This window comes from Sulfurospirillum sp. E15m (assembly GCF_059415145.1).
Genome location: NZ_JCAHZS010000002.1, coordinates 223390 through 241135, shown reverse-complemented (window position 1 = coordinate 241135; position 17746 = coordinate 223390). Strand labels below are relative to the sequence as shown.

General features: G+C 38.7%; 20 protein-coding genes. 10 read left to right on the top strand and 10 right to left on the bottom strand.

Annotated elements, in window-relative coordinates; translation table 11 throughout:
- Positions 1-12: 12 nt before the first annotated feature.
- The gene (gene mltG, locus AC5SLP_RS05335) at positions 13-1002 is read right to left on the bottom strand and encodes an endolytic transglycosylase MltG (protein ID WP_495254147.1); all 990 of its coding nucleotides are present in this window, start codon (positions 1000-1002) and stop codon (positions 13-15) included.
- Between mltG and AC5SLP_RS05330 the strand changes: the two genes are divergently transcribed.
- Complete coding sequence (locus AC5SLP_RS05330) at positions 893-3454, top strand: YhdP family protein (RefSeq protein WP_495254112.1); 2562 nt, start codon at positions 893-895, stop codon at positions 3452-3454. The two genes, mltG and AC5SLP_RS05330, sit on opposite strands and share 110 nt — an antisense overlap.
- Here the strand turns inward: AC5SLP_RS05330 and AC5SLP_RS05325 are convergent.
- The 9 genes from AC5SLP_RS05325 to hypB all read right to left on the bottom strand — a co-directional run bounded on the left by AC5SLP_RS05325 (position 3447) and on the right by hypB (position 9195).
- Positions 3447-4082 (bottom strand): HAD family hydrolase, encoded by a 636-nt coding sequence (locus tag AC5SLP_RS05325; protein ID WP_495254111.1) that lies wholly within the window; start codon positions 4080-4082, stop codon positions 3447-3449. The genes AC5SLP_RS05330 and AC5SLP_RS05325 overlap by 8 nt on opposite strands.
- A gap of 3 nt (positions 4083-4085) precedes the next feature.
- Positions 4086-4586 carry a GNAT family N-acetyltransferase gene (locus tag AC5SLP_RS05320; RefSeq protein WP_495254110.1) on the bottom strand — a complete coding sequence of 167 codons (501 nt, stop codon included), beginning with the start codon at positions 4584-4586 and terminating at the stop codon, positions 4086-4088.
- A 250-nt stretch (positions 4587-4836) separates the two neighbouring features.
- Positions 4837-5130: a hypothetical protein gene (locus AC5SLP_RS05315; RefSeq protein WP_495254109.1), complete on the bottom strand. Its 294-nt coding sequence runs from the start codon at positions 5128-5130 to the stop codon at positions 4837-4839.
- 102 nt (positions 5131-5232) lie between these two features.
- Positions 5233-5445 (bottom strand): hypothetical protein, encoded by a 213-nt coding sequence (locus AC5SLP_RS05310; protein ID WP_495254108.1) that lies wholly within the window; start codon positions 5443-5445, stop codon positions 5233-5235.
- A gap of 161 nt (positions 5446-5606) precedes the next feature.
- Positions 5607-5948, bottom strand: coding sequence for a hydrogenase maturation nickel metallochaperone HypA (gene hypA, locus AC5SLP_RS05305; protein ID WP_495254107.1), 342 nt, complete (start codon positions 5946-5948; stop codon positions 5607-5609).
- A gap of 12 nt (positions 5949-5960) precedes the next feature.
- Positions 5961-6965, bottom strand: coding sequence for a hydrogenase expression/formation protein HypE (gene hypE / locus AC5SLP_RS05300; protein WP_495254106.1), 1005 nt, complete (start codon positions 6963-6965; stop codon positions 5961-5963).
- The gene (hypD, locus tag AC5SLP_RS05295) at positions 6958-8085 is read right to left on the bottom strand and encodes a hydrogenase formation protein HypD (RefSeq protein ID WP_495254105.1); all 1128 of its coding nucleotides are present in this window, start codon (positions 8083-8085) and stop codon (positions 6958-6960) included. Before hypD ends, hypE begins: the two co-directional genes overlap by 8 nt.
- The gene (locus tag AC5SLP_RS05290) at positions 8078-8347 is read right to left on the bottom strand and encodes a HypC/HybG/HupF family hydrogenase formation chaperone (RefSeq protein ID WP_495254104.1); all 270 of its coding nucleotides are present in this window, start codon (positions 8345-8347) and stop codon (positions 8078-8080) included. Before AC5SLP_RS05290 ends, hypD begins: the two co-directional genes overlap by 8 nt.
- Before the next feature lie 2 nt (positions 8348-8349).
- On the bottom strand, positions 8350-9195 hold the full coding sequence (gene hypB / locus AC5SLP_RS05285) for a hydrogenase nickel incorporation protein HypB (protein WP_495254103.1): 846 nt from the start codon (positions 9193-9195) through the stop codon (positions 8350-8352).
- Positions 9196-9292: 97 nt separating this feature from the next.
- Between hypB and AC5SLP_RS05280 the strand changes: the two genes are divergently transcribed.
- From AC5SLP_RS05280 to AC5SLP_RS05240, 9 genes are all read left to right on the top strand, one after another.
- The gene (locus AC5SLP_RS05280; RefSeq protein WP_495254102.1) at positions 9293-9967 is read left to right on the top strand and encodes a hypothetical protein; all 675 of its coding nucleotides are present in this window, start codon (positions 9293-9295) and stop codon (positions 9965-9967) included.
- Between the two features lie 117 nt (positions 9968-10084).
- The gene (locus tag AC5SLP_RS05275) at positions 10085-11032 is read left to right on the top strand and encodes an AAA family ATPase (RefSeq protein ID WP_495254101.1); all 948 of its coding nucleotides are present in this window, start codon (positions 10085-10087) and stop codon (positions 11030-11032) included.
- 10 nt (positions 11033-11042) lie between these two features.
- Entirely contained in the window at positions 11043-11873 is an 831-nt protein-coding gene (locus tag AC5SLP_RS05270; protein WP_495254100.1) for a DUF58 domain-containing protein, read from the top strand.
- A gap of 1 nt (position 11874) precedes the next feature.
- Positions 11875-12261: a hypothetical protein gene (locus tag AC5SLP_RS05265; protein WP_495254099.1), complete on the top strand. Its 387-nt coding sequence runs from the start codon at positions 11875-11877 to the stop codon at positions 12259-12261.
- On the top strand, positions 12254-13141 hold the full coding sequence (locus AC5SLP_RS05260; RefSeq protein WP_495254098.1) for a vWA domain-containing protein: 888 nt from the start codon (positions 12254-12256) through the stop codon (positions 13139-13141). Before AC5SLP_RS05265 ends, AC5SLP_RS05260 begins: the two co-directional genes overlap by 8 nt.
- 3 nt (positions 13142-13144) lie before the next feature.
- A complete protein-coding gene (locus AC5SLP_RS05255; protein ID WP_495254097.1) occupies positions 13145-14113 on the top strand; it encodes a vWA domain-containing protein in 969 nt (322 codons plus the stop codon).
- Positions 14106-14921: a tetratricopeptide repeat protein gene (locus tag AC5SLP_RS05250; protein WP_495254096.1), complete on the top strand. Its 816-nt coding sequence runs from the start codon at positions 14106-14108 to the stop codon at positions 14919-14921. The genes AC5SLP_RS05255 and AC5SLP_RS05250 overlap by 8 nt, the downstream gene beginning before the upstream one ends.
- On the top strand, positions 14899-16431 hold the full coding sequence (locus AC5SLP_RS05245; protein WP_495254095.1) for a BatD family protein: 1533 nt from the start codon (positions 14899-14901) through the stop codon (positions 16429-16431). Before AC5SLP_RS05250 ends, AC5SLP_RS05245 begins: the two co-directional genes overlap by 23 nt.
- Before the next feature lie 119 nt (positions 16432-16550).
- Positions 16551-17741, top strand: coding sequence for an APC family permease (locus AC5SLP_RS05240; protein ID WP_495254094.1), 1191 nt, complete (start codon positions 16551-16553; stop codon positions 17739-17741).
- The last annotated feature ends 5 nt before the right edge of the window (positions 17742-17746 follow it).

Genomic DNA, 17746 nt, shown 5'->3' with positions numbered 1-17746 from the left:
TGTTTATTAAAATCAGTTACGAATATTTTCCAAATGTGTTTCATAATTTTGAGAAAAGGTATGCGTCCCATTTTTATTCTTTACAAAATAGAGATAATTCGTCGTTTTTGGAAAAATAGCCGCAAAAATGGCCTCTTTACTGACACTACACACCGGTTGTGGCGGTAAACCTTTATGCATATAAGTATTATAAGAGGAGGTATCTTCTCGAATACGTTGTGGCGTTACTTTCACATGCGAATATTTTCCATAATTTAACGTCCCATCCATTTGCAGTTTCATGTCTTTTTTCAAACGATTGTAGATGACGGAGGAGACATAAGGCATCTCTTCATTATTGGCGGCTTCTTTTTGAATAATAGAGGCAATAATAATGAATTTTTGCCATTTAGCTTCATTAAATTCACCAAATATTTTCTCGAAAACATCTTTATGATACTTTTTGGCATGGGCTAATAAAAAGTGTATCAGATGCTTTTCACTGATTCCTACGGGAATATAATAGGTCTCAGGCACAATCAAACCGTCTTCATACGGTGTTGCGAGGGCGTATTCTTGCATTAATTTATCGTACGAGAGGTCAAATTCAAGTGCAATTTGTGCCATCAGTAACTCTTTGGTTTCTCCAGGAATATAGGTAATAATTTTCAGTGGCGCCTTTGAATGGCTCAGTTTATAAAGGAAATCACCTCGTGTGAGGACTTTTTCATTAATGCTCACCCAACCAGCCTGAGGCGAGCCAATAAGGTAGAGAAGATATTTATCGACCCTGGGATGCAAGTCAAAATTTTTCTCAACCATATATGCTATAATTTGAGAAATTGAGCCTTGAGGAACAAATGCAACGGAAGTTGAACTCATAGGTCTTGACAAGTGAAACAGAAGTGAATATATGATTATTAAAGCAACATCACATACCATTAAAAATATTTGGATCTTTTTTTTATTCATCGTTCTTTTTTTCGTAGCATTAATTGGGACCCTGGTCAATGGAATTTCGATTGATAGCATGACGCTACCGAAAATAAAAATTGATCAATTATATATAAAACTAGATAAAAAATTGATTGTAATGATTGAGTCTCTTGAAATCAAGAAAGAAACACAAGTGGACACTTCTTTAGAAGAGAGCACAACACTCATACAAAATTTTCCCTATCTCAATCAATTTTTTAGCCATATTGATATCAAACATATTTTATACGACAACGAAACATTTGCATTATCATATGATGATGGTCTTTTTACATTAGAGAGTAAACATCTAAACGTAACACTTCATATTTTTCCTGTTGATAAATGGCGTTTTAATATTGATGTTGATGAAGCATTTTTGAAAGATTATGCTTTACATGTAAAAGGGTTGGTACGCAGTGACATTAGGCAAAAAGAGTATTCATTTGAAGGAAACTTCGAGACGTTTGGATTAAAAGGTCGTGCACTGCTTGAGTTAAAACAATCCCTTCTTACATACCATCTTCAAAGTGAAAAATTTGATAATAAAGCCTTAAGTGATTTTATGAACTTTTTGGTCACACAAGTAGAATTAGAACCCATTGTTAAAGCATGGATTCATGAGAACATTGTTGCAAAAGAATATATTTTAGATGATTTAGAAGGTAAATTCGATATTGACACAGGTGATTATTTTCCGTTAGAAATGAAAGGACATGCTCATGTTCAAGATGCTTTGATTTCTTTTGAACCAAGCGTTCCTGCGGCTCATGCTGATGCTATTGGTATTACGCTTGAAAATGACAAGCTTCTCTTTGATATCAGCAATCCAATGTATGAGTCAAAAAACATTCAAAAAGCCGATGTATTCATCTACAATCTCCTAACGAAGGGCACAGGCATCGTGGTTGATTTAAATACCAAAGCAAGGCTCGATGATAAAATACATAAAATTTTACATGCTTTTAATATTGATGTGCCTATTACTCAAACTTCAGGGCTTACAGACGCCTCCATCAAGCTTGATATTCGTTTTTTGCCTTATGATATTAATGCAACGGGACTTTTTAAACTCTCTCCTAGCAATTTTTTACTGAGTGGTGTTCCAATGTCTACAAATGCGGGTGCCGTGTCACTCAATAATTTTATCGTGACACTGGATCATACCAACATGCGTTATAAAAATCTTTTTGACCTTAATGCTACGGGAGTGTTTGATACACAAAAAGGGCACTTTGACGGAAAAGTCGATATCAATTCACTTTTCTTAGATTTTAGTGGAAATACACTCCTTGATACGCATAAATTGATGGATCAAAACGGCTCTTTCGATATTGACGATAATGCAACACGCATATCGCTTCCTTCTCTTGGCACGACAATAACCTTTGGAGATACCACCAATTCTTTTAAAATGAGTGACCTCTCTTTGTTATTGCCGCTATCCCCTTTTATGCAAGAAAACAATCTCACCACAGGCACACTGGATGTTCAAACGAAAGATTTCAATACATTTAATGCCTCCATTGTCCTCAATGATGTTTCCACACCTTTTTTAGACAACAATCAAACGTTAAATCATTTAGAGATTGCTCTTTCTACCGATACAAAATCATTGGATGCCTATACACTGGACCATAAACTATCTCTACATTTTGATAAAGAAATTATTTTACATGTAAAAGATTTAAACCTGTTGGTTCCCGATGGAAATGCATCGCTTAATATGCCTATTAAAACAACCATTTTTGGTGAAAATTCTTCTATTATTGATTCCAATACCAGTAAAACCGTTCTGAGCGATCGCTACTCTTTAGTGTTGTATAAAGATGAAATAGCCCTTCGTTCAACACGAGGAAAATCTCTCTTTGAATATGAGAAAAAAAAGAGTCTGTTGAGTATTAATGCAACGGCACTGGACGATAATGCAACCAATGCTCTCTTTAATAAACACTACTTCAAAGAAGGAAATTTTTCACTGAATGTTGATGGCACGGATGATACCCATATGCGCGGTACCTTTATTATGCATCAAACGTATATTAAAGAGCTCAAATTTTTTAATAACTTGATGGCAACGATTAATGCTATCCCTTCCCTATTGGTTTTTAGCGATCCTAATTTCAATAAAGAAGGCTACTTTGTTGATAACGGCTACCTTGAGTTTAATCAAACCGGCGAAATCATGCACATCGAAGAGCTGCAACTGCGTGGTAAAAATGCCGATATCGTTGGAAGTGGTGATGTTGATTTCGCGACCAATACACTGCATTTAAAGCTGCAAATTAAAACGCTAAAAACCTTTAGTTCTGCAATTGATATGATTCCCTTAGTAGGAGGATTGATTTTAGGAGACGATAAAAGGATATCTACCAATGTAGACGTTAGCGGACCGCTTGATGACCCAAGCGTCGAGACACACTTGATTTTAGATACCCTTAAAAGTCCTGTGAATATTATTAAGCGGACATTAGAATTGCCACTGGGGATTTTTAAATAAACGTATTTAAAAGGGCAATAAGCTCGTGAATATTATTGGCTCTAAGATTCGCGGTATCACTGGTACCATAACCCCAATCGGCAAAAATAAAATCAATGCCTGCATTGATTGCCGCTCGTTCATCTTTAATACTATCGCCAATTAAAATTGTGTTGGGTACACTACAACATGTCGTTTGCATAATGTGCTCTAACATTAATGGACTTGGTTTTGGCTCGCCTACATTATTGGCACCCACGACCGCACTAAAATACTCTAATATCTTTAACTCTTCAAGCATATGACGCGCAAAAAAATCACTAGCATTCGTTGCAATGGCTAAAACAGCGTGCTGTGATAAATAATGCAACATCTCGTTTACATCAGGATACAGTGCAATCATTTGAGCGGTACTTTGAATATAATGCTCGCGAAAAAGCTCACGGTGTGCGGGGTCATACTCTTCGGTATTGTAAAAAATCTTTGGGAGGTGTTGGTCGGGTTGGTTGATATGGTACTCTAACGCTTTTTTGCTAATAGGCCCTAACCCCAAATGTTCACGTACATAATTCACACTTTGTGTCATAGCACCACTGGAATCAATCAGCGTGCCGTCCATATCAAAAATAATACATTTATCTTTTAACATCATTTACTCTTGAATACGCAAACCTAAAATCAAAAGGTCTTTATCAACCCCTTCAATGGTAGCGATTTTATTTAAATTTCCCCACTCTTTAAAACCAATTTTTTTAAAAAGTTTGAGGCTTGGAAGGTTCTCAGCAAAAATAAGTGCTAAGAGTGTCTTAATCTGAAAGCTTTTTGTCTGCTCAATGGCTTCATTCAAGAACTGCTGTCCTAACTTTTTACCTTGAAAATTTTTATCAATGTAAATATTAATCCGTGCAGTATCTTTATACGCCAATAAATTCGCATAAAAAGGCTGAATACTAATCCACGCAATAATGCGTCCATGATACTCTTTGACTAAAATGGGACGATCATCGCTATGGGAATTAAACCATTCGACTTTATCTTCAACACTGACAATTTTACTATCGGCAGTTGAGATACCATCTTTGATTGCTTCGTTATAGATTTTAATGATTTCAGGTAAATCTTCAATGGTGGCTTGTCGTAGCTCATTTAACATTCAACTTAGTCCTTATTGGTATATGATAACTGATTATACATTACAGACATGTAAGATTAGCTTTGAGCACAATATTTTAATAACGTCCTTCACATGTCATGTTAAAGGTTCTTTTTTTTCTCGCGTTATAGCCTTAGTAATAACTATCTTTTTAATGCATGAAAACAAGCTATTCTGGCTTAGAGTATCGCTAAAAACAAAAGAATTAAGTACGATACTTAGGGAATATAACGTTTAAAGGGATTGCAGACTAAAGAGCTTCGTATCGATTGGGAAATTTTCCTCGAACACCCACTTCATAAGAGAGAGCTTTTAAGAGTCCTCGTCTTTCAAGGGCTTTGACAGTTTGAGCATCCACTTCCCAGCCAAGCTTAATCGTACCATCAGGCGTTGAGACGGTCTTGACATTAGGATAAGACCAACGGTACATAGAACTGAGTTTTTTAGCAGTCGCATCATACCATGGATACTTTTTACATTCGATAATTTTATGCTCTTTGATAACGGTTAATTTTTCTATCATGAGGTCTGAAAGCGCTTGCATGAATCTCCTCTTTACTCTTTGCTCTTGATTGTGAAGACGCTATTTTAGCAAAAAGAGAAGGGATTATGTACCTTCGTCAATGATTTTTTACTGTAAAAATCATTACATAAGATCATCGATATCGGCTTGTCCAGCTTCAATTTGGGCTAAGAGCTCTCTTTCTTTCCTTGGATCGCGCGTAACAACACCGAGTTTGTCTTGTATCTTTTGAATCCATTCTTCTTTCTCTTTGTAATCAAGATTGCTGGTCTTAACGACATCTAACAATCGTCGAAGCTCTTGTGGGGATTTTTCGTCTAGATTGATATGCGGCATGGAAATCTCCTGTATGTAAAGGGTACAAACAAAGAGATTATAGCATGGGATCATTACAAAAAAATCTTTTAACCGATTAAAAAATAGGACATAAATCAAGCGAAGCACAAAGATAGGCAATAGCAAAAGTTGCAAATGCCTATTTTAGCCTTGCTTGATAATTACTCCATTTCCAAACGCATCAAAACCATTTCTTCACCATCTATCACAGAAATTTCATCACTTTGGCACTTCGGACAGATAAATTCATTTTGACTCAACGTTGCTTCATGGTTACAGTGATGGCACCGTACAATGATGTCTTGCAAGTGCATCACAAACTCGGCACCATCGCACAGGGTTTCTTCTTTAAAGGTATTAAATGCGGTTTCTAGAAGATGGGCTTCAACGCCACTGAGTTTGCCGATTTTAACTTCAACTTTAGTGACTTTCGTGGCGTTATTTTCTCGTGCATTTTTTTCACACATTTCTAACAGTGCATTGACGATTGAAAATTCATGCATAGGATATCTTTTTTAACAAATTCGTGGCAACAATTCACCTTTTGGTGGTTCTAAAAATCGCTCAGACCCCCAAGGCGTATGCAAAATAACTTTACATGTAAAAGCGTTACTGACTTTTCCGATAATGGCGCATTTAGCCGTTTCTGAAAACTGGCTAAGCACTTCAAGTGCTTTTTGGGCTTCACTTTGAGGAAGCGCAATCACCATCGTTCCTTCATTCGCAAACTCATAAGGTTCAAAGCCTAAAAGCTCACAGACTCCTTTGACTTCTTGCGCAACCGGGATTTTGGCTTCTTCGACTTCGATGCATACTTTTGATGTGTCAGCCCATTCGTTCAAAACAGCACTAAGCCCACCGCGCGTCGCATCTCTTAAGGCGTGAATACAAACACCTGCTTCAATCAGCGCTTCTACAGGTTTCCATAAAGAGGCACAATCGGTTTGCAAATCACTCTCTAAATCAAGTTCTTCACGTGTTGCTAAAATGCATGCACCGTGATTGCCCACTTCATTGGAAACGATAATGCAATCACCCTCTTCCAAATTATGCGCTGAAATCCCAGCATACATAATCTCGCCAATGCCTGCGGTATTGATAAATAAGCCATCAACCCCGCCACGAGGGACAACTTTGGTATCACCCGCAACAATTTTTACGCCACTTTTTGCCATTTCATCACGCATTGTCATAACGATTTCTTCGAGTTTTGCGTATTCAAATCCTTCTTCTATCATAAAAGAGCACGTAAGGTATTTAGGTTTCGCGCCCATCATCGCTAAATCATTGACTGTTCCTGCAATAGCGAGCTTGCCAATGTTTCCCCCTTTAAAAAATAGCGGAGAAACTACAAACGAGTCCGTTGTAAAAGCAATAGTGTGGCTTTGCATCATCAAGCTTGCCGCATCTTCCATGCGCAATAAAATTTCGTTATTAAAATGTTTAAAAAAGAGCTCTTTGATAAGGCTTTGCGTCTCTTCGCCGCCTCCACCATGAGAAAGTAAGATTTTATCACTCACGCGTCTTTCCTTTGAGATTCAATTTTCCATATTTAAAATAGGCTGAACATGCGCCTTCACTGGAAACCATGCACGAACCCATAGGATTGCTTGGGGTACATGCTTTACCAAAGACTTTACAATCATATGGCTTTGCCAACCCTTTTAGGATACTACCACAAATACACATTTTATGATCATCCAGTTCAACTTTTGGCAGTACATCATCAAACACTTTTTCGGCATCCATATGAGCATAAGCATCTTTAAGTTTCAAGGCACTTTTTGGAATATCGCCAATGCCTCGCCATCTAAAATGTTCGCGTTGCTCAAAATAGGTTTTGATAAGCTCTTGTGCTTTGACATTTCCTTCTCGTGAAACTGCTCGCGTATATTGGTTTTCGACTTCGTGTTTGCCTGCATTGATTTGCCTAACGATACGCAAAACAGAATCCATCACATCGGTGGGTTCAAACCCCGCTACCACGATAGGTGTTTTATATTTTTGTGCAATCGGCTCATAAATTTTATAGCCTGAGATAACACTCACATGCGATGGTCCCAAAAAGGCATCTATTTTGGCATCGCCACCACTCATAATGGTATCTACGGGTTCTGGAACCGTGACATGGTTGATGTGAAAAAAGATATTTTTTAAATTTAAAGCAACAGCTTGTTGCATCAATACCGCACTCATCGGCGTGGTTGTTTCAAATCCAATGGCAAAAAAGACAACATTTTTGTCAGGATTTTCTTGCGCTATTTTGATAGCATCTAGGGGTGAATATAATGAGCGAATATCTTTACCTTCGGCGCGAAGCTTTTGCAAAGAGGTTTTGCTTCCCGGAACACGTATCATATCGCCGAGTGTTGCTAAAATGGTATTGGGCATACTTGCTAATGCAATTGCATGGTCAATCCGCTCTTTAGGCATAATGCATACCGGGCATCCAGGACCGTGAACAAATTCAATTTCATCGGGTAAAATTTGACTCAAACCAAATTTCATAATCGTATGCGTATGTCCGCCGCAAACTTCCATAATATTAATTTTGCTTTTACACTCTTTTTGAATCAATGCCGCTAGTGCTTTCATATGCAAAGGATCGCGAAAACCTTCAATGAGATCAACTTCAGACATAGTTGTTATTTCCTTCTTCTTCGCTAATCTCGCCATTTGCCATAGCTTCGGCTATCTCATTAAATGCAGCAAGGCTGTCTTCTGCCTCTTCTTTGCTGATTTTATTCATGGCAAATCCCACATGAATCAGAACATAATCTCCAATATTCACAGGTTCACTGATTAAATCAAGCGTTACTTTGCGCTTAACACCCATTGTATCAACGGTTGCATAATTATTTTCGTCTATTTCGACGACTTTTGAAGGAATGGATAAACACATGGTTATCTCATTGCTTTTTTCATTTTAAGGTAATTAATCCATTGATCAATCCCTTTGCCAGATTTACTGTCAATCTCGATAACATCCACTTTTGGATTAAGTTTTCTGGCTTCACGAATGGCTTTTTCAACACTAAAATCAAAGTACGGCAATAAATCGCATTTGGTGATAAGCAATAAATCAGCGCTTCTAAACATGACAGGATATTTAGCAGGTTTATCATCGCCTTCTGGCACAGAAAGCAAAACCACATTAAGATGGCTACCTACGTCATAGCTTGCAGGGCATACCAAATTACCAACGTTTTCGATAAAAACAACATCCAATCCCTCAATTGGTAAATGATGAAGTCCTTCATGCACCATGAACGCGTCTAAATGACACGCTTGTCCTGTTGCAATTTGATGAGCGGGTGCACCTTTAGCAAGAATTCTATCGGCATCTTGATTGGTTTCTAAATCACCCTCAATGACACCAAGCTTTATCTGCTTTGTCTCAATCGTTGCTTCTAACAGTGTTGTTTTCCCGCTGCCTGGACTACTCATAAGATTGATCGCCAAAATACCATGTTCTTCAAAATGAGCACGATTATGACCGGCTTGTGTATCATTTGCATCTAAGATTTTTGTAATCACGGCTATCGTTTTTTTGTCATTTAACTGAGGATTGGCATGAATCTCTTCGTGATGATGATGCTCATGGTGGTCATGGTCGTGAGCATGAGGATGGTCATGTCCGTGTTCGTCATGGCTGTGTGAATGTGAATGAGTGTGTCCGTCATGACTATGTTCATGAGCATGAGCAGACCATTGTGTAGGGGTAATGGAACAACCGCAATCTTTACACATAGGAATTCCTTTAAATTATTTTCCTTCATTATAGGCTAACTCTTTAAAGTTAAGCTAAAAAAAGCTATTTCTTAGTTATTTTTAGGAAAAATATCGTATGAATTTTTCGTCATCATACGTATGCCTGTACTGTTCAGGAAAAAAGCTTTACCACGTTAGCCCAACACAATACCGTTGTGCAACATGCAAACGTACCTTTAGCATTAAAAAACAGTTACGTATGGAATCTATTTTAAATGCCTTTATTGATAACATGAGTGCGCATCAATGCAGTCATGTCTTAAACATCAATTATATCACGGCTAAAAAAGCCTATCAAACCATACGTCTTGCCATCATTGATTTTATTGAACAAAGTTATACGTATCAAAAAAATTCTTTCACCCAATACGATGAATACTACTTCCTTCCCCAATCTAAAAAAGGTGACTTTAACTATTTTTTTGATTCTATTGGTGTGTTAGGAATGGCATATGAAACAAAAATATATACCTTACTTCTTCCTGACCAATTTTCACATCTCAAACACCTTTCGCGTGATTTGATTGATATGCACTATTATGCGCAATACCTTCACAATCACAAAATGGCACACTTTCAGTCTTTTAATAATATCATCAACCAATTCTGGATTTTTTTGGAAGAGTTCATGTTGCATTTCAAAGGTGTCAATCACGAAAATTTTATCTACTACCTTAAAGAAGCCGAATTTAAATTTAATTACACGAAAGAAGAACAGAGAAATATTTTACAAAAAGCTCTTGTGAAATAATATTTTCTTCCTGATAATTTGGATATTTGCATAGGCTTTGATTAATATAATGTTTAAAAAATATTAATTTTGGTCTTATAAACTACGCTTAACAAAAAAATGAAAGAAGGTGAAAACGTGGAAGACACACTTCAAGCAATCAAAAAAGAAGTTAAAAAAGTAATCGTAGGACAAGAAGAACTTGTCGATGCAATGCTCATTGCACTGCTCAGTGGTGGACATATTTTGGTCGAAGGCGTACCCGGCCTTGCAAAAACGACTGCCATTAACGCTCTTGCCAAAGCGCTTGGCTTGCACTTTAAGCGTGTGCAGTTTACGCCCGATTTATTGCCTGCGGATGTTATTGGAACAGAAATTTATGACCAAAAAAACGGCGAATTCAAAATCAAACACGGCCCCATTTTTACCAATCTTCTCTTAGCCGATGAAATTAACAGAGCTCCTGCAAAAGTACAATCAGCACTTTTGGAAGCCATGCAAGAGAAACAAGTAACGATTGGTGATGAAAGCTTCATGCTACAACCTCCTTTTTTAGTGATGGCAACACAAAACCCACTGGAGCAAGAAGGCACGTACCGCTTACCTGAAGCACAGTTGGATCGTTTTTTAATGAAGGTCATTGTAGGCTATAACAGTTTTGAAGAAGAGCTTGAAGTGGTTAATCGCGTGGTACAACGCGGCTTTGAAACAATCGAAAAAGTTGCTGACACGCAAGACATTATGCACTTGCAACAGCAACTCTCTTCCATTCACATTGATGAAGCCTTACAAAAATACATGCTTCAAATCATCTTTGCAACACGTTCTCCCAAAGCTTTTGGATTGGAATCCCTAGAGCCGTACATTCAATTTGGCGCTAGTCCAAGAGCCTCTATTGATTTACTGAAAGCTTCCAAAGCCTTAGCATTGATTCGTGGCAAAGATTACGTCTCACCTTATGATGTAGCAGAGGTTGTCACAGGAGTACTCAGACACCGTATTATCTTAAATTACCAAGCTGAAGCGGAGAGTATCAGCGTGGATTTCATTATTCAAAAAATCATGCAGACCATCAAAGTACCTTAAGGGTATGGTTATGAAACAGACAAAAAAGGCCATACTGGTCAAAACCAAACGTAAGATTTTTGCACTTCATTCAGGCAATCATCCCTCAATCTTTGAATCACGCGGGATTGATTTTAGAGAAATTAAAGAGTACACGTTTGGCGATGAGATACGCAAAATCAACTGGAAAGTGACTGCACGTGAACAAACTCCTTATGTCAATCGCTTTAATGAAGAACGCTCGTTAAACGTCTTAGTCATCTTTTTGGTCAGCGGAAGTATCTATTTTGGTACGCAAAAGCTTAAACAAGAGAGTATGGCTGAAGTATTGTCTTCTCTTTCGTTTGCCACATTACAACAAAATGATTATCTGAGCACGCTTTTTTTTAGCTCAAAAGAGGAGTTTTTTCACGCGCCCACAAAACAAATGGGCGCGTTGGAGCGACTGCTAGATGTTGCGTTATCTCTTAATCCTCTCTCAAAAGAGGTGGATTATACCGAGCTCAATCACTATGTCAAAAACCGTATCAAACGTAAATCGCTTATTTTTGTTATTGGAGATTTTTACGGCGACGTCAATTTGAGTGCGTTGGTGGGACGCAATGAAGTGTATGCCATTATGGTACGAGACCACTTTGAAGAATGTCCTAAATTACAAGGCGAGCATACGCTCATTGACCCCAATACAATGCGCCAAACGTCTTTCTCACTGAGTGGCACACAACTCAAAGCGTATGTAAAGCGTCTGGAAGAACACGATTCCAAGACCATCGCACATTTTAAAAAACATAAAATCAAACACACCAAACTTTATACGGACGAAGAGCCGTACGAGAAGCTGTTTGAGCTTTTTAGGGGCTAAGATGGAACAATTACGCGATATAAAAGGCTTAGTTGATATTACACTTTCACCGCTCTGGTTGATTGTCGGTGGTGTCATTTTGGTCTTACTTCTTGGCTTAACCCTCTATAAACTCTACCAATACTTCCAGCGTAAAAAGGCACACAGTATTCGAGAAAAAGCGCTGCTATCTTTAACACAAATGGAGTTTCATGATGCGAAAAAAGCGGCTTATCTTTTTACCCAAAATGGCTATCTTGCGTTGAAAGAGAATGCTTTACATGTAAAAACGTATGAAGCCATTGTGCATGATTTAGAAGCATACAAATACAAAAAAGAGGTTCCCGCATTAAGCGAGGCGATGATAGAGAGGATGAAAGCGTTTATCAGCGAGGTAAACCATGGCTAATTTTAGTTTTGAATACCCTTATGCCTTTGCACTTTTACTGGTTTTCTTTGCCTGTTTTCGCTGGTGCAAGATACGAAGTTCCATTTTAATTTTTCCCAATTTGCCTCTATTGGAGCAAGTAAAGCATAAAGGCGGTTATGTGCGCCCTATCAGCAAGTACATCGCTGTTTTTGCCCTTGTTACGGCACTGGCTTCTCCTATCATCAAAGATGAAACGATCATTCAGCACGGTAAAGGCTACGAACTGTCCTTGGTCTTAGACGTGAGCGGATCCATGCGAGAAAATCATAAAATGGATGTGGTCAAATCCATTGTACAAGAGTTTATAGAGGCACGCAAAGACGATAAATTAGCACTCAGTGTTTTTGGTGATTTTGCCTATGTCGCGGTTCCGCTCACTTTTGATAAACACAGTTTATTAGACCTGTTAAGCCGTTTGGATGCAGGAGTAGCAGGGATGCATCAAACCGCGTTGTATGAAGCATTGTATTTAAGCAGCAATATCTTTAAAACTTCCACGTCTAAAAATAAAATCGCCATTTTATTGACCGATGGTATGGATAACGCCAGCACTATTCCATTAGACGTTGCAATTCGTACGGCGCAAAAATACCATATCAAAGTCTATACGATAGGCGTTGGAGGTACAAACGATTATAATCCTGCCGTCTTACAAACCATCGCCAAAGAGACAGGTGGTATTTTCTTTGAAGCCAATTCGAAACAGCGTTTGGAGGAGATTTACCATCAAATCGATAGCTTGGAAAAAAGTGAAATTACCGCAGATAAATATATTAAAAAAGAGTACTTTTTTCAGTATTTTCTTCTCATAGCCCTTGTGTTCATGGGACTTTACATGATACTTTCGAACAAGGAGTAAGGTGTGGAATTTTTAACGCCAGAAGCACTTTGGGCATTGTGTGCATTACTGCCTTTAAGCTACTTTCTCACCCGTAAAAGCAGTAGCCTAGAATCGCTCTTTGCACCCGAGGTATTTTCAAAAATTAGTTTTTCACGCACCAGTCTTTCAAGGCGTTCTCGCAATGCACTGATGCTTTTAGCAATCAGTTGTGTTATCTTCGCTTTGGCGCGCCCTGTGCTCAAAGAAGGTGAAATCACCGTGGATAGCTCTTCGGTTGATATCGTCGTTGGGTTTGATCTCTCCTCTTCGATGTTCAGTGATGATGTCTATCCTAGCCGCTTCGCGCTCGCACAACAAAAATTCGATGACCTTTTAAACGTCTTTCCTGAAGCCAATGTTGCGGTGATTGGTTTTAGTTCACAAGGTTTTTTAGTCGCTCCCTTAAGTCGTGATTTTCACACCTTACGCTTTTTAGTGGAACACATGAATGCACATTCTATTTCACAAAAAGGAACCAACCTTCTCTCAGCACTTCAAAGCGCTGAAAATCTTATGAAAGAGAGCACGCACAAAGCATTGATTTTATTCACCGACGGTGGCGATAATGACACATTTGACCAAGAGATAGCCTACGCAAAAACGCATGGCATTAAAGTCTATGTTTATGCGATTGCCACGGAAAAAGGCGGGGCAATCAAAACCGATACAGGCATGCAGACCGATGAGAAAGGTAATGTCGTGATTACGCGTTTAAATGAACACATCAGGCAGCTAGCACTTCAAAGTGATGGAGCCTATCTTCGCTACTCGTTGCATCACGATGATATCAAAGCGATTGTAGAGGATATTCGCTCTAAATTTAAAAGTCGCTCACGTAAAGATGAGACGATTCATGCCTATCAAGAGCTTTTTTACTACCCATTAATACTTGGTATTCTTCTCTTTTTACTCAGCCTCATCTCGTTGCCACAAAGGAGAGCGCATGTTTAAGAGTATCATCATGCTTGTTTGTAGCATGGGCATTATGCATGCAGGATTGCTCGATTTTTGGAATGCCCATAAAGCCAAAGAAGCTTATACGCAAGGCGATTATGCTAAGGCAACCTCGCTGTATCAAAACTTAGATCAAACGCAAGATGCCGCTTCATACAATTTAGGCAACGCCTATTACAAAGAAAAAGCGTATGAAAAAGCTTTAGAGGCGTATCAACACGTCAAAGAGCCTTCGTTATTGCCTCAAACTCTTCACAACATTGGCAACGCTTATGCGCAGTTACACCAAAACGATAAAGCTATCGCGGCGTACGAATCAGCGCTCAAACTCAAAGAGGACAAAGATACGAGGTTTAATTTAGAGCTCTTAAAAAAACAGCAAAAAAACAAAGAGCAAAAACAGAATAATCCATCTAATAAAAATCAAAAAAACGACAGCGCACAAAAATCTTCGCTCAAAGACCAACCCAAAGATAATAACGCGTCGAATAACTCAAGTAACTCTGAGCCTCAACAAAATAAACCATCTCCCAATGAGCCAAAAAATAATGCTCAAGATGCCAATGCTTCGGCGCAACAACAGACACCGCAAAAGCCTGAAGAGAAGCCTTCTTCTGACAAAAAAAAGGCACAAAATGAAGCAGACAAAAAAGGCGGAGAAGTGCAAGCAGATGAACAAAATGCACCCATCAGTACCCATGAAGAGCGACAATGGGATAAAATGCTGAATCAAAGAGGGGTTAATACATTGATGTTACCGTTGAGCAATAAAGGAAAGAATGATGAAAATACAAAACCTTGGTAAAATAGCCCTTGTTATCGTATGTTTCTGCACAACTCTCTTAGCCGATGTTTCCATTCGCGTTGATAAGATGGCATTGTATCCTGGTGATACGGTGACATTTACACTCAGTGCACAAGGAAGCGATATTGTCTTACCAACCGTTAGCTCTATCGAAGGATTTCCTATTTTAGGAACATCCGATGCGAGTAGTATTCAAATCATCAATGGTGATACCACCAGACGTCTCTCACGCAGTTATGCATTTTCTCCGACCCATGATGTTACCATTCCATCCTTTACCATTAAAATAGCAGGTAAACCTTATACGACGGAACCTCAAAAGATTAGCGTTTTAACGCCAAAAGCAAGTAAAACAGGTGAGCCTTTTGTGTTGGAGCTTAAAACAGACAAAAAGAGTGCCTATGTGGGCGAGCCTGTTACATTGAGTATGATTTTCAAACAACACGTTGGAGCAAAAGCCGATAAAGTTGAAGTCAGCGAACTCTCTTTAAAAGATTTCTGGGTCAAAAAAGATGAGACCCTCCACCAAAGTGTTGAAGGTGAGTATATCACCAAACAATACGACTATGTTCTCTTTCCTAAAAAAGCAGGTTCCATAGACATTCCCGCCATCTTTTCACGTGTGGGGACCTCTGTAAAAGACCCTATGAGTTCTCAAATGGGCTTGGATAGCTTTTTCAATAATTCACTGTTAATGCAAGCTCAATTTACATGGCAGAAGATTTTTTCAAATTCAGTGCAATTAGAGGTGAAAGCGTTACCTGCAAATACCTACCTTTATGGTGATTTTTCCATCAAAGCCGATGTCGATAAAACAACTATTGAAGCCAATAAGCCCATTAATCTCATCCTTCATATTCAAGGACACGGTAATATTGATGATATCGCTTCTTTTAAACCCACCATCAACGATGTTGCGCTGTATGCCGATGCTCCAAAAGTAGAAGCTTCTTTAAGTAAAGGGGTGTATCAAGGAGAATTCAGCGAACACATCGCTCTAGTGTCCGATAAAGATTTTACGATTCCTCCTTTTGAGCTCTCGTATTTTGATGCTAAAACACACACTGTGGTGACAAAAAAGACCCAAGCAATACCCATTCATATCATCGGTTCAGTTGCTACGAGTGCACCAAAGTTGGAAAAGAATAAAAGCAATGAACCGGTGATGGAATCAGCCCCTTCTTCCAAAGAAAACACCTCTGTTTCATGGAAGTCTTATGCCAATATCATCTATGCAGTTGCAGGCATGATTGTGCTAGTCCTTTTGGGCAGATGGTTTATCATGAGACAAAAAATGCGTCCTGTTTCGCAAACGCAAGCTTTCATTGCAGCAATTGATAGCGCCAAGAGCGATAAAGCCTTGTTCGATGCCCTGCTTCCATATGCCAAAAAAGACCCCTTTATCGCTGAGTGTTTGGTCAAACTTGAAGCCAATCTTTACGGTGGAGCGCATCATATTATTGATAAAAAAGAACTCAAACGTTTTGTCGAAGAAAAGACCATTGCATAATAATGCTTTGGTCTTTTTAGAATGAAATTTTTTTACATGTAAAACCTTTTGATTCTAAAAAAGCTGGCTCATAGCTTCCTTTTGCTACACTTTTTCTCAATTTTTCTTAAGTGAATTCTATGAAAAAACAGCTCAATACGTTCACCCTCTCAGGTCTGATGATAGGCCCCATTTTAGGTTCTGGCATCATTCTTTTACCACCTATTGTTTATGACCTCACGGGTAATCTCTCCATCTTTGTTTGGCTTGTCGTTTTAGCGTTGGGATTTGCCTTTGCTTTGGTGCTTGGCAATTTAAGTATCAAATTTCCAGGGGATGAAGGGGTGATTAATGCCGTACAAGATGCCTTCAATACCAAACTTAAATACCTTACGTCTTACTATCTGATTAGCGCTGTTTGCTTTGGTCCAGTTGCAGTTTACTATGTAGGGGCGCACTTCATTCAACCACTTCTTAGTATAGACGTCAATGTCATTGCCTTAGGGATGTTGCTGTTTACTTTTTTTGCACTTCTGCGTCCCATTCATTTTCTAGGTACGCTCTCCCTAATCGTCACAACGCTCATTGGAATTATTTTAAGCCTTGGAAGCATCGCAATTTTATTGGGTCATGAGACCAGTATTTCGTTTCATACGCCTTTTGATGGCGTAATTATTGCAAGAGCTTTATTACTATCGTTTTGGGCGATTGTTGGTTGGGAAGTCGTTGGTAACTACTCGAAAGAAGTCAAAGACCCAACGCTTACAATACCCAAAGCCGTCAAAATAAGTGCCGTTATAATTTCGATTATCTATCTTCTAGTGATTTGTGCTATCCAATTTGCAGCGCTTGAGCCTTCCACAGCTATTACGGCACTTATCGCTCCTCTTTTTGGCTCTTCCAGTCCTTTGGTTATGGGAGTCTTGGCAACACTTTTGTGTCTTAGTACGGTTTTACTCTTTGTGGGTGGCGTATCAAGACTTATTGCAGGATTAACATCGAAATCTAAAGGAGTGCTCTTTCTTTTACAGAAACGACTTGGCAATGGTGCACCTATTTATGCGACGCTTTTTTTATGTACCATTAACGCTATTGTTTTAGGGCTGGTGTATGCGCATCTGTTTACCACAGAAGATTTAGTCGCACTTGCCGATGGCTTTTTTATCGCCAATGCAACGATAGCGCTTCTAGCAGCGTATAAACTTGCGACTACAAAAATCATCCGTTATACGGCACTTTTTTTGTCCATTATCTTTATTGGTATTCTTCTTACAACGCATTGGATTGTACTTGGTATTCTTATACTTTTAGCATGGAAAGTCTTGCGATAAATCCT

What these genes read in the sequence shown, in the direction of transcription:
- hypB (WP_495254103.1), bottom strand. Translation starts at nt 9,195, where the DNA reads ATGTGTAAAGATTGCGGTTGTTCCATTACCCCTACACAATGGTCTGCT.
- AC5SLP_RS05280 (WP_495254102.1), top strand. Translation starts at nt 9,293, where the DNA reads ATGAATTTTTCGTCATCATACGTATGCCTGTACTGTTCAGGAAAAAAG.
- AC5SLP_RS05250 (WP_495254096.1), top strand. Translation starts at nt 14,106, where the DNA reads ATGTTTAAGAGTATCATCATGCTTGTTTGTAGCATGGGCATTATGCAT.
- AC5SLP_RS05260 (WP_495254098.1), top strand. Translation starts at nt 12,254, where the DNA reads ATGGCTAATTTTAGTTTTGAATACCCTTATGCCTTTGCACTTTTACTG.
- AC5SLP_RS05245 (WP_495254095.1), top strand. Translation starts at nt 14,899, where the DNA reads ATGAAAATACAAAACCTTGGTAAAATAGCCCTTGTTATCGTATGTTTC.
- AC5SLP_RS05270 (WP_495254100.1), top strand. Translation starts at nt 11,043, where the DNA reads ATGAAACAGACAAAAAAGGCCATACTGGTCAAAACCAAACGTAAGATT.
- hypA (WP_495254107.1), bottom strand. Translation starts at nt 5,948, where the DNA reads ATGCATGAATTTTCAATCGTCAATGCACTGTTAGAAATGTGTGAAAAA.
- AC5SLP_RS05310 (WP_495254108.1), bottom strand. Translation starts at nt 5,445, where the DNA reads ATGCCGCATATCAATCTAGACGAAAAATCCCCACAAGAGCTTCGACGA.
- AC5SLP_RS05330 (WP_495254112.1), top strand. Translation starts at nt 893, where the DNA reads ATGATTATTAAAGCAACATCACATACCATTAAAAATATTTGGATCTTT.
- AC5SLP_RS05240 (WP_495254094.1), top strand. Translation starts at nt 16,551, where the DNA reads ATGAAAAAACAGCTCAATACGTTCACCCTCTCAGGTCTGATGATAGGC.
- AC5SLP_RS05290 (WP_495254104.1), bottom strand. Translation starts at nt 8,347, where the DNA reads ATGTGTTTATCCATTCCTTCAAAAGTCGTCGAAATAGACGAAAATAAT.
- AC5SLP_RS05325 (WP_495254111.1), bottom strand. Translation starts at nt 4,082, where the DNA reads ATGTTAAAAGATAAATGTATTATTTTTGATATGGACGGCACGCTGATT.
- hypD (WP_495254105.1), bottom strand. Translation starts at nt 8,085, where the DNA reads ATGTCTGAAGTTGATCTCATTGAAGGTTTTCGCGATCCTTTGCATATG.
- AC5SLP_RS05265 (WP_495254099.1), top strand. Translation starts at nt 11,875, where the DNA reads ATGGAACAATTACGCGATATAAAAGGCTTAGTTGATATTACACTTTCA.
- AC5SLP_RS05315 (WP_495254109.1), bottom strand. Translation starts at nt 5,130, where the DNA reads ATGCAAGCGCTTTCAGACCTCATGATAGAAAAATTAACCGTTATCAAA.
- AC5SLP_RS05320 (WP_495254110.1), bottom strand. Translation starts at nt 4,586, where the DNA reads ATGTTAAATGAGCTACGACAAGCCACCATTGAAGATTTACCTGAAATC.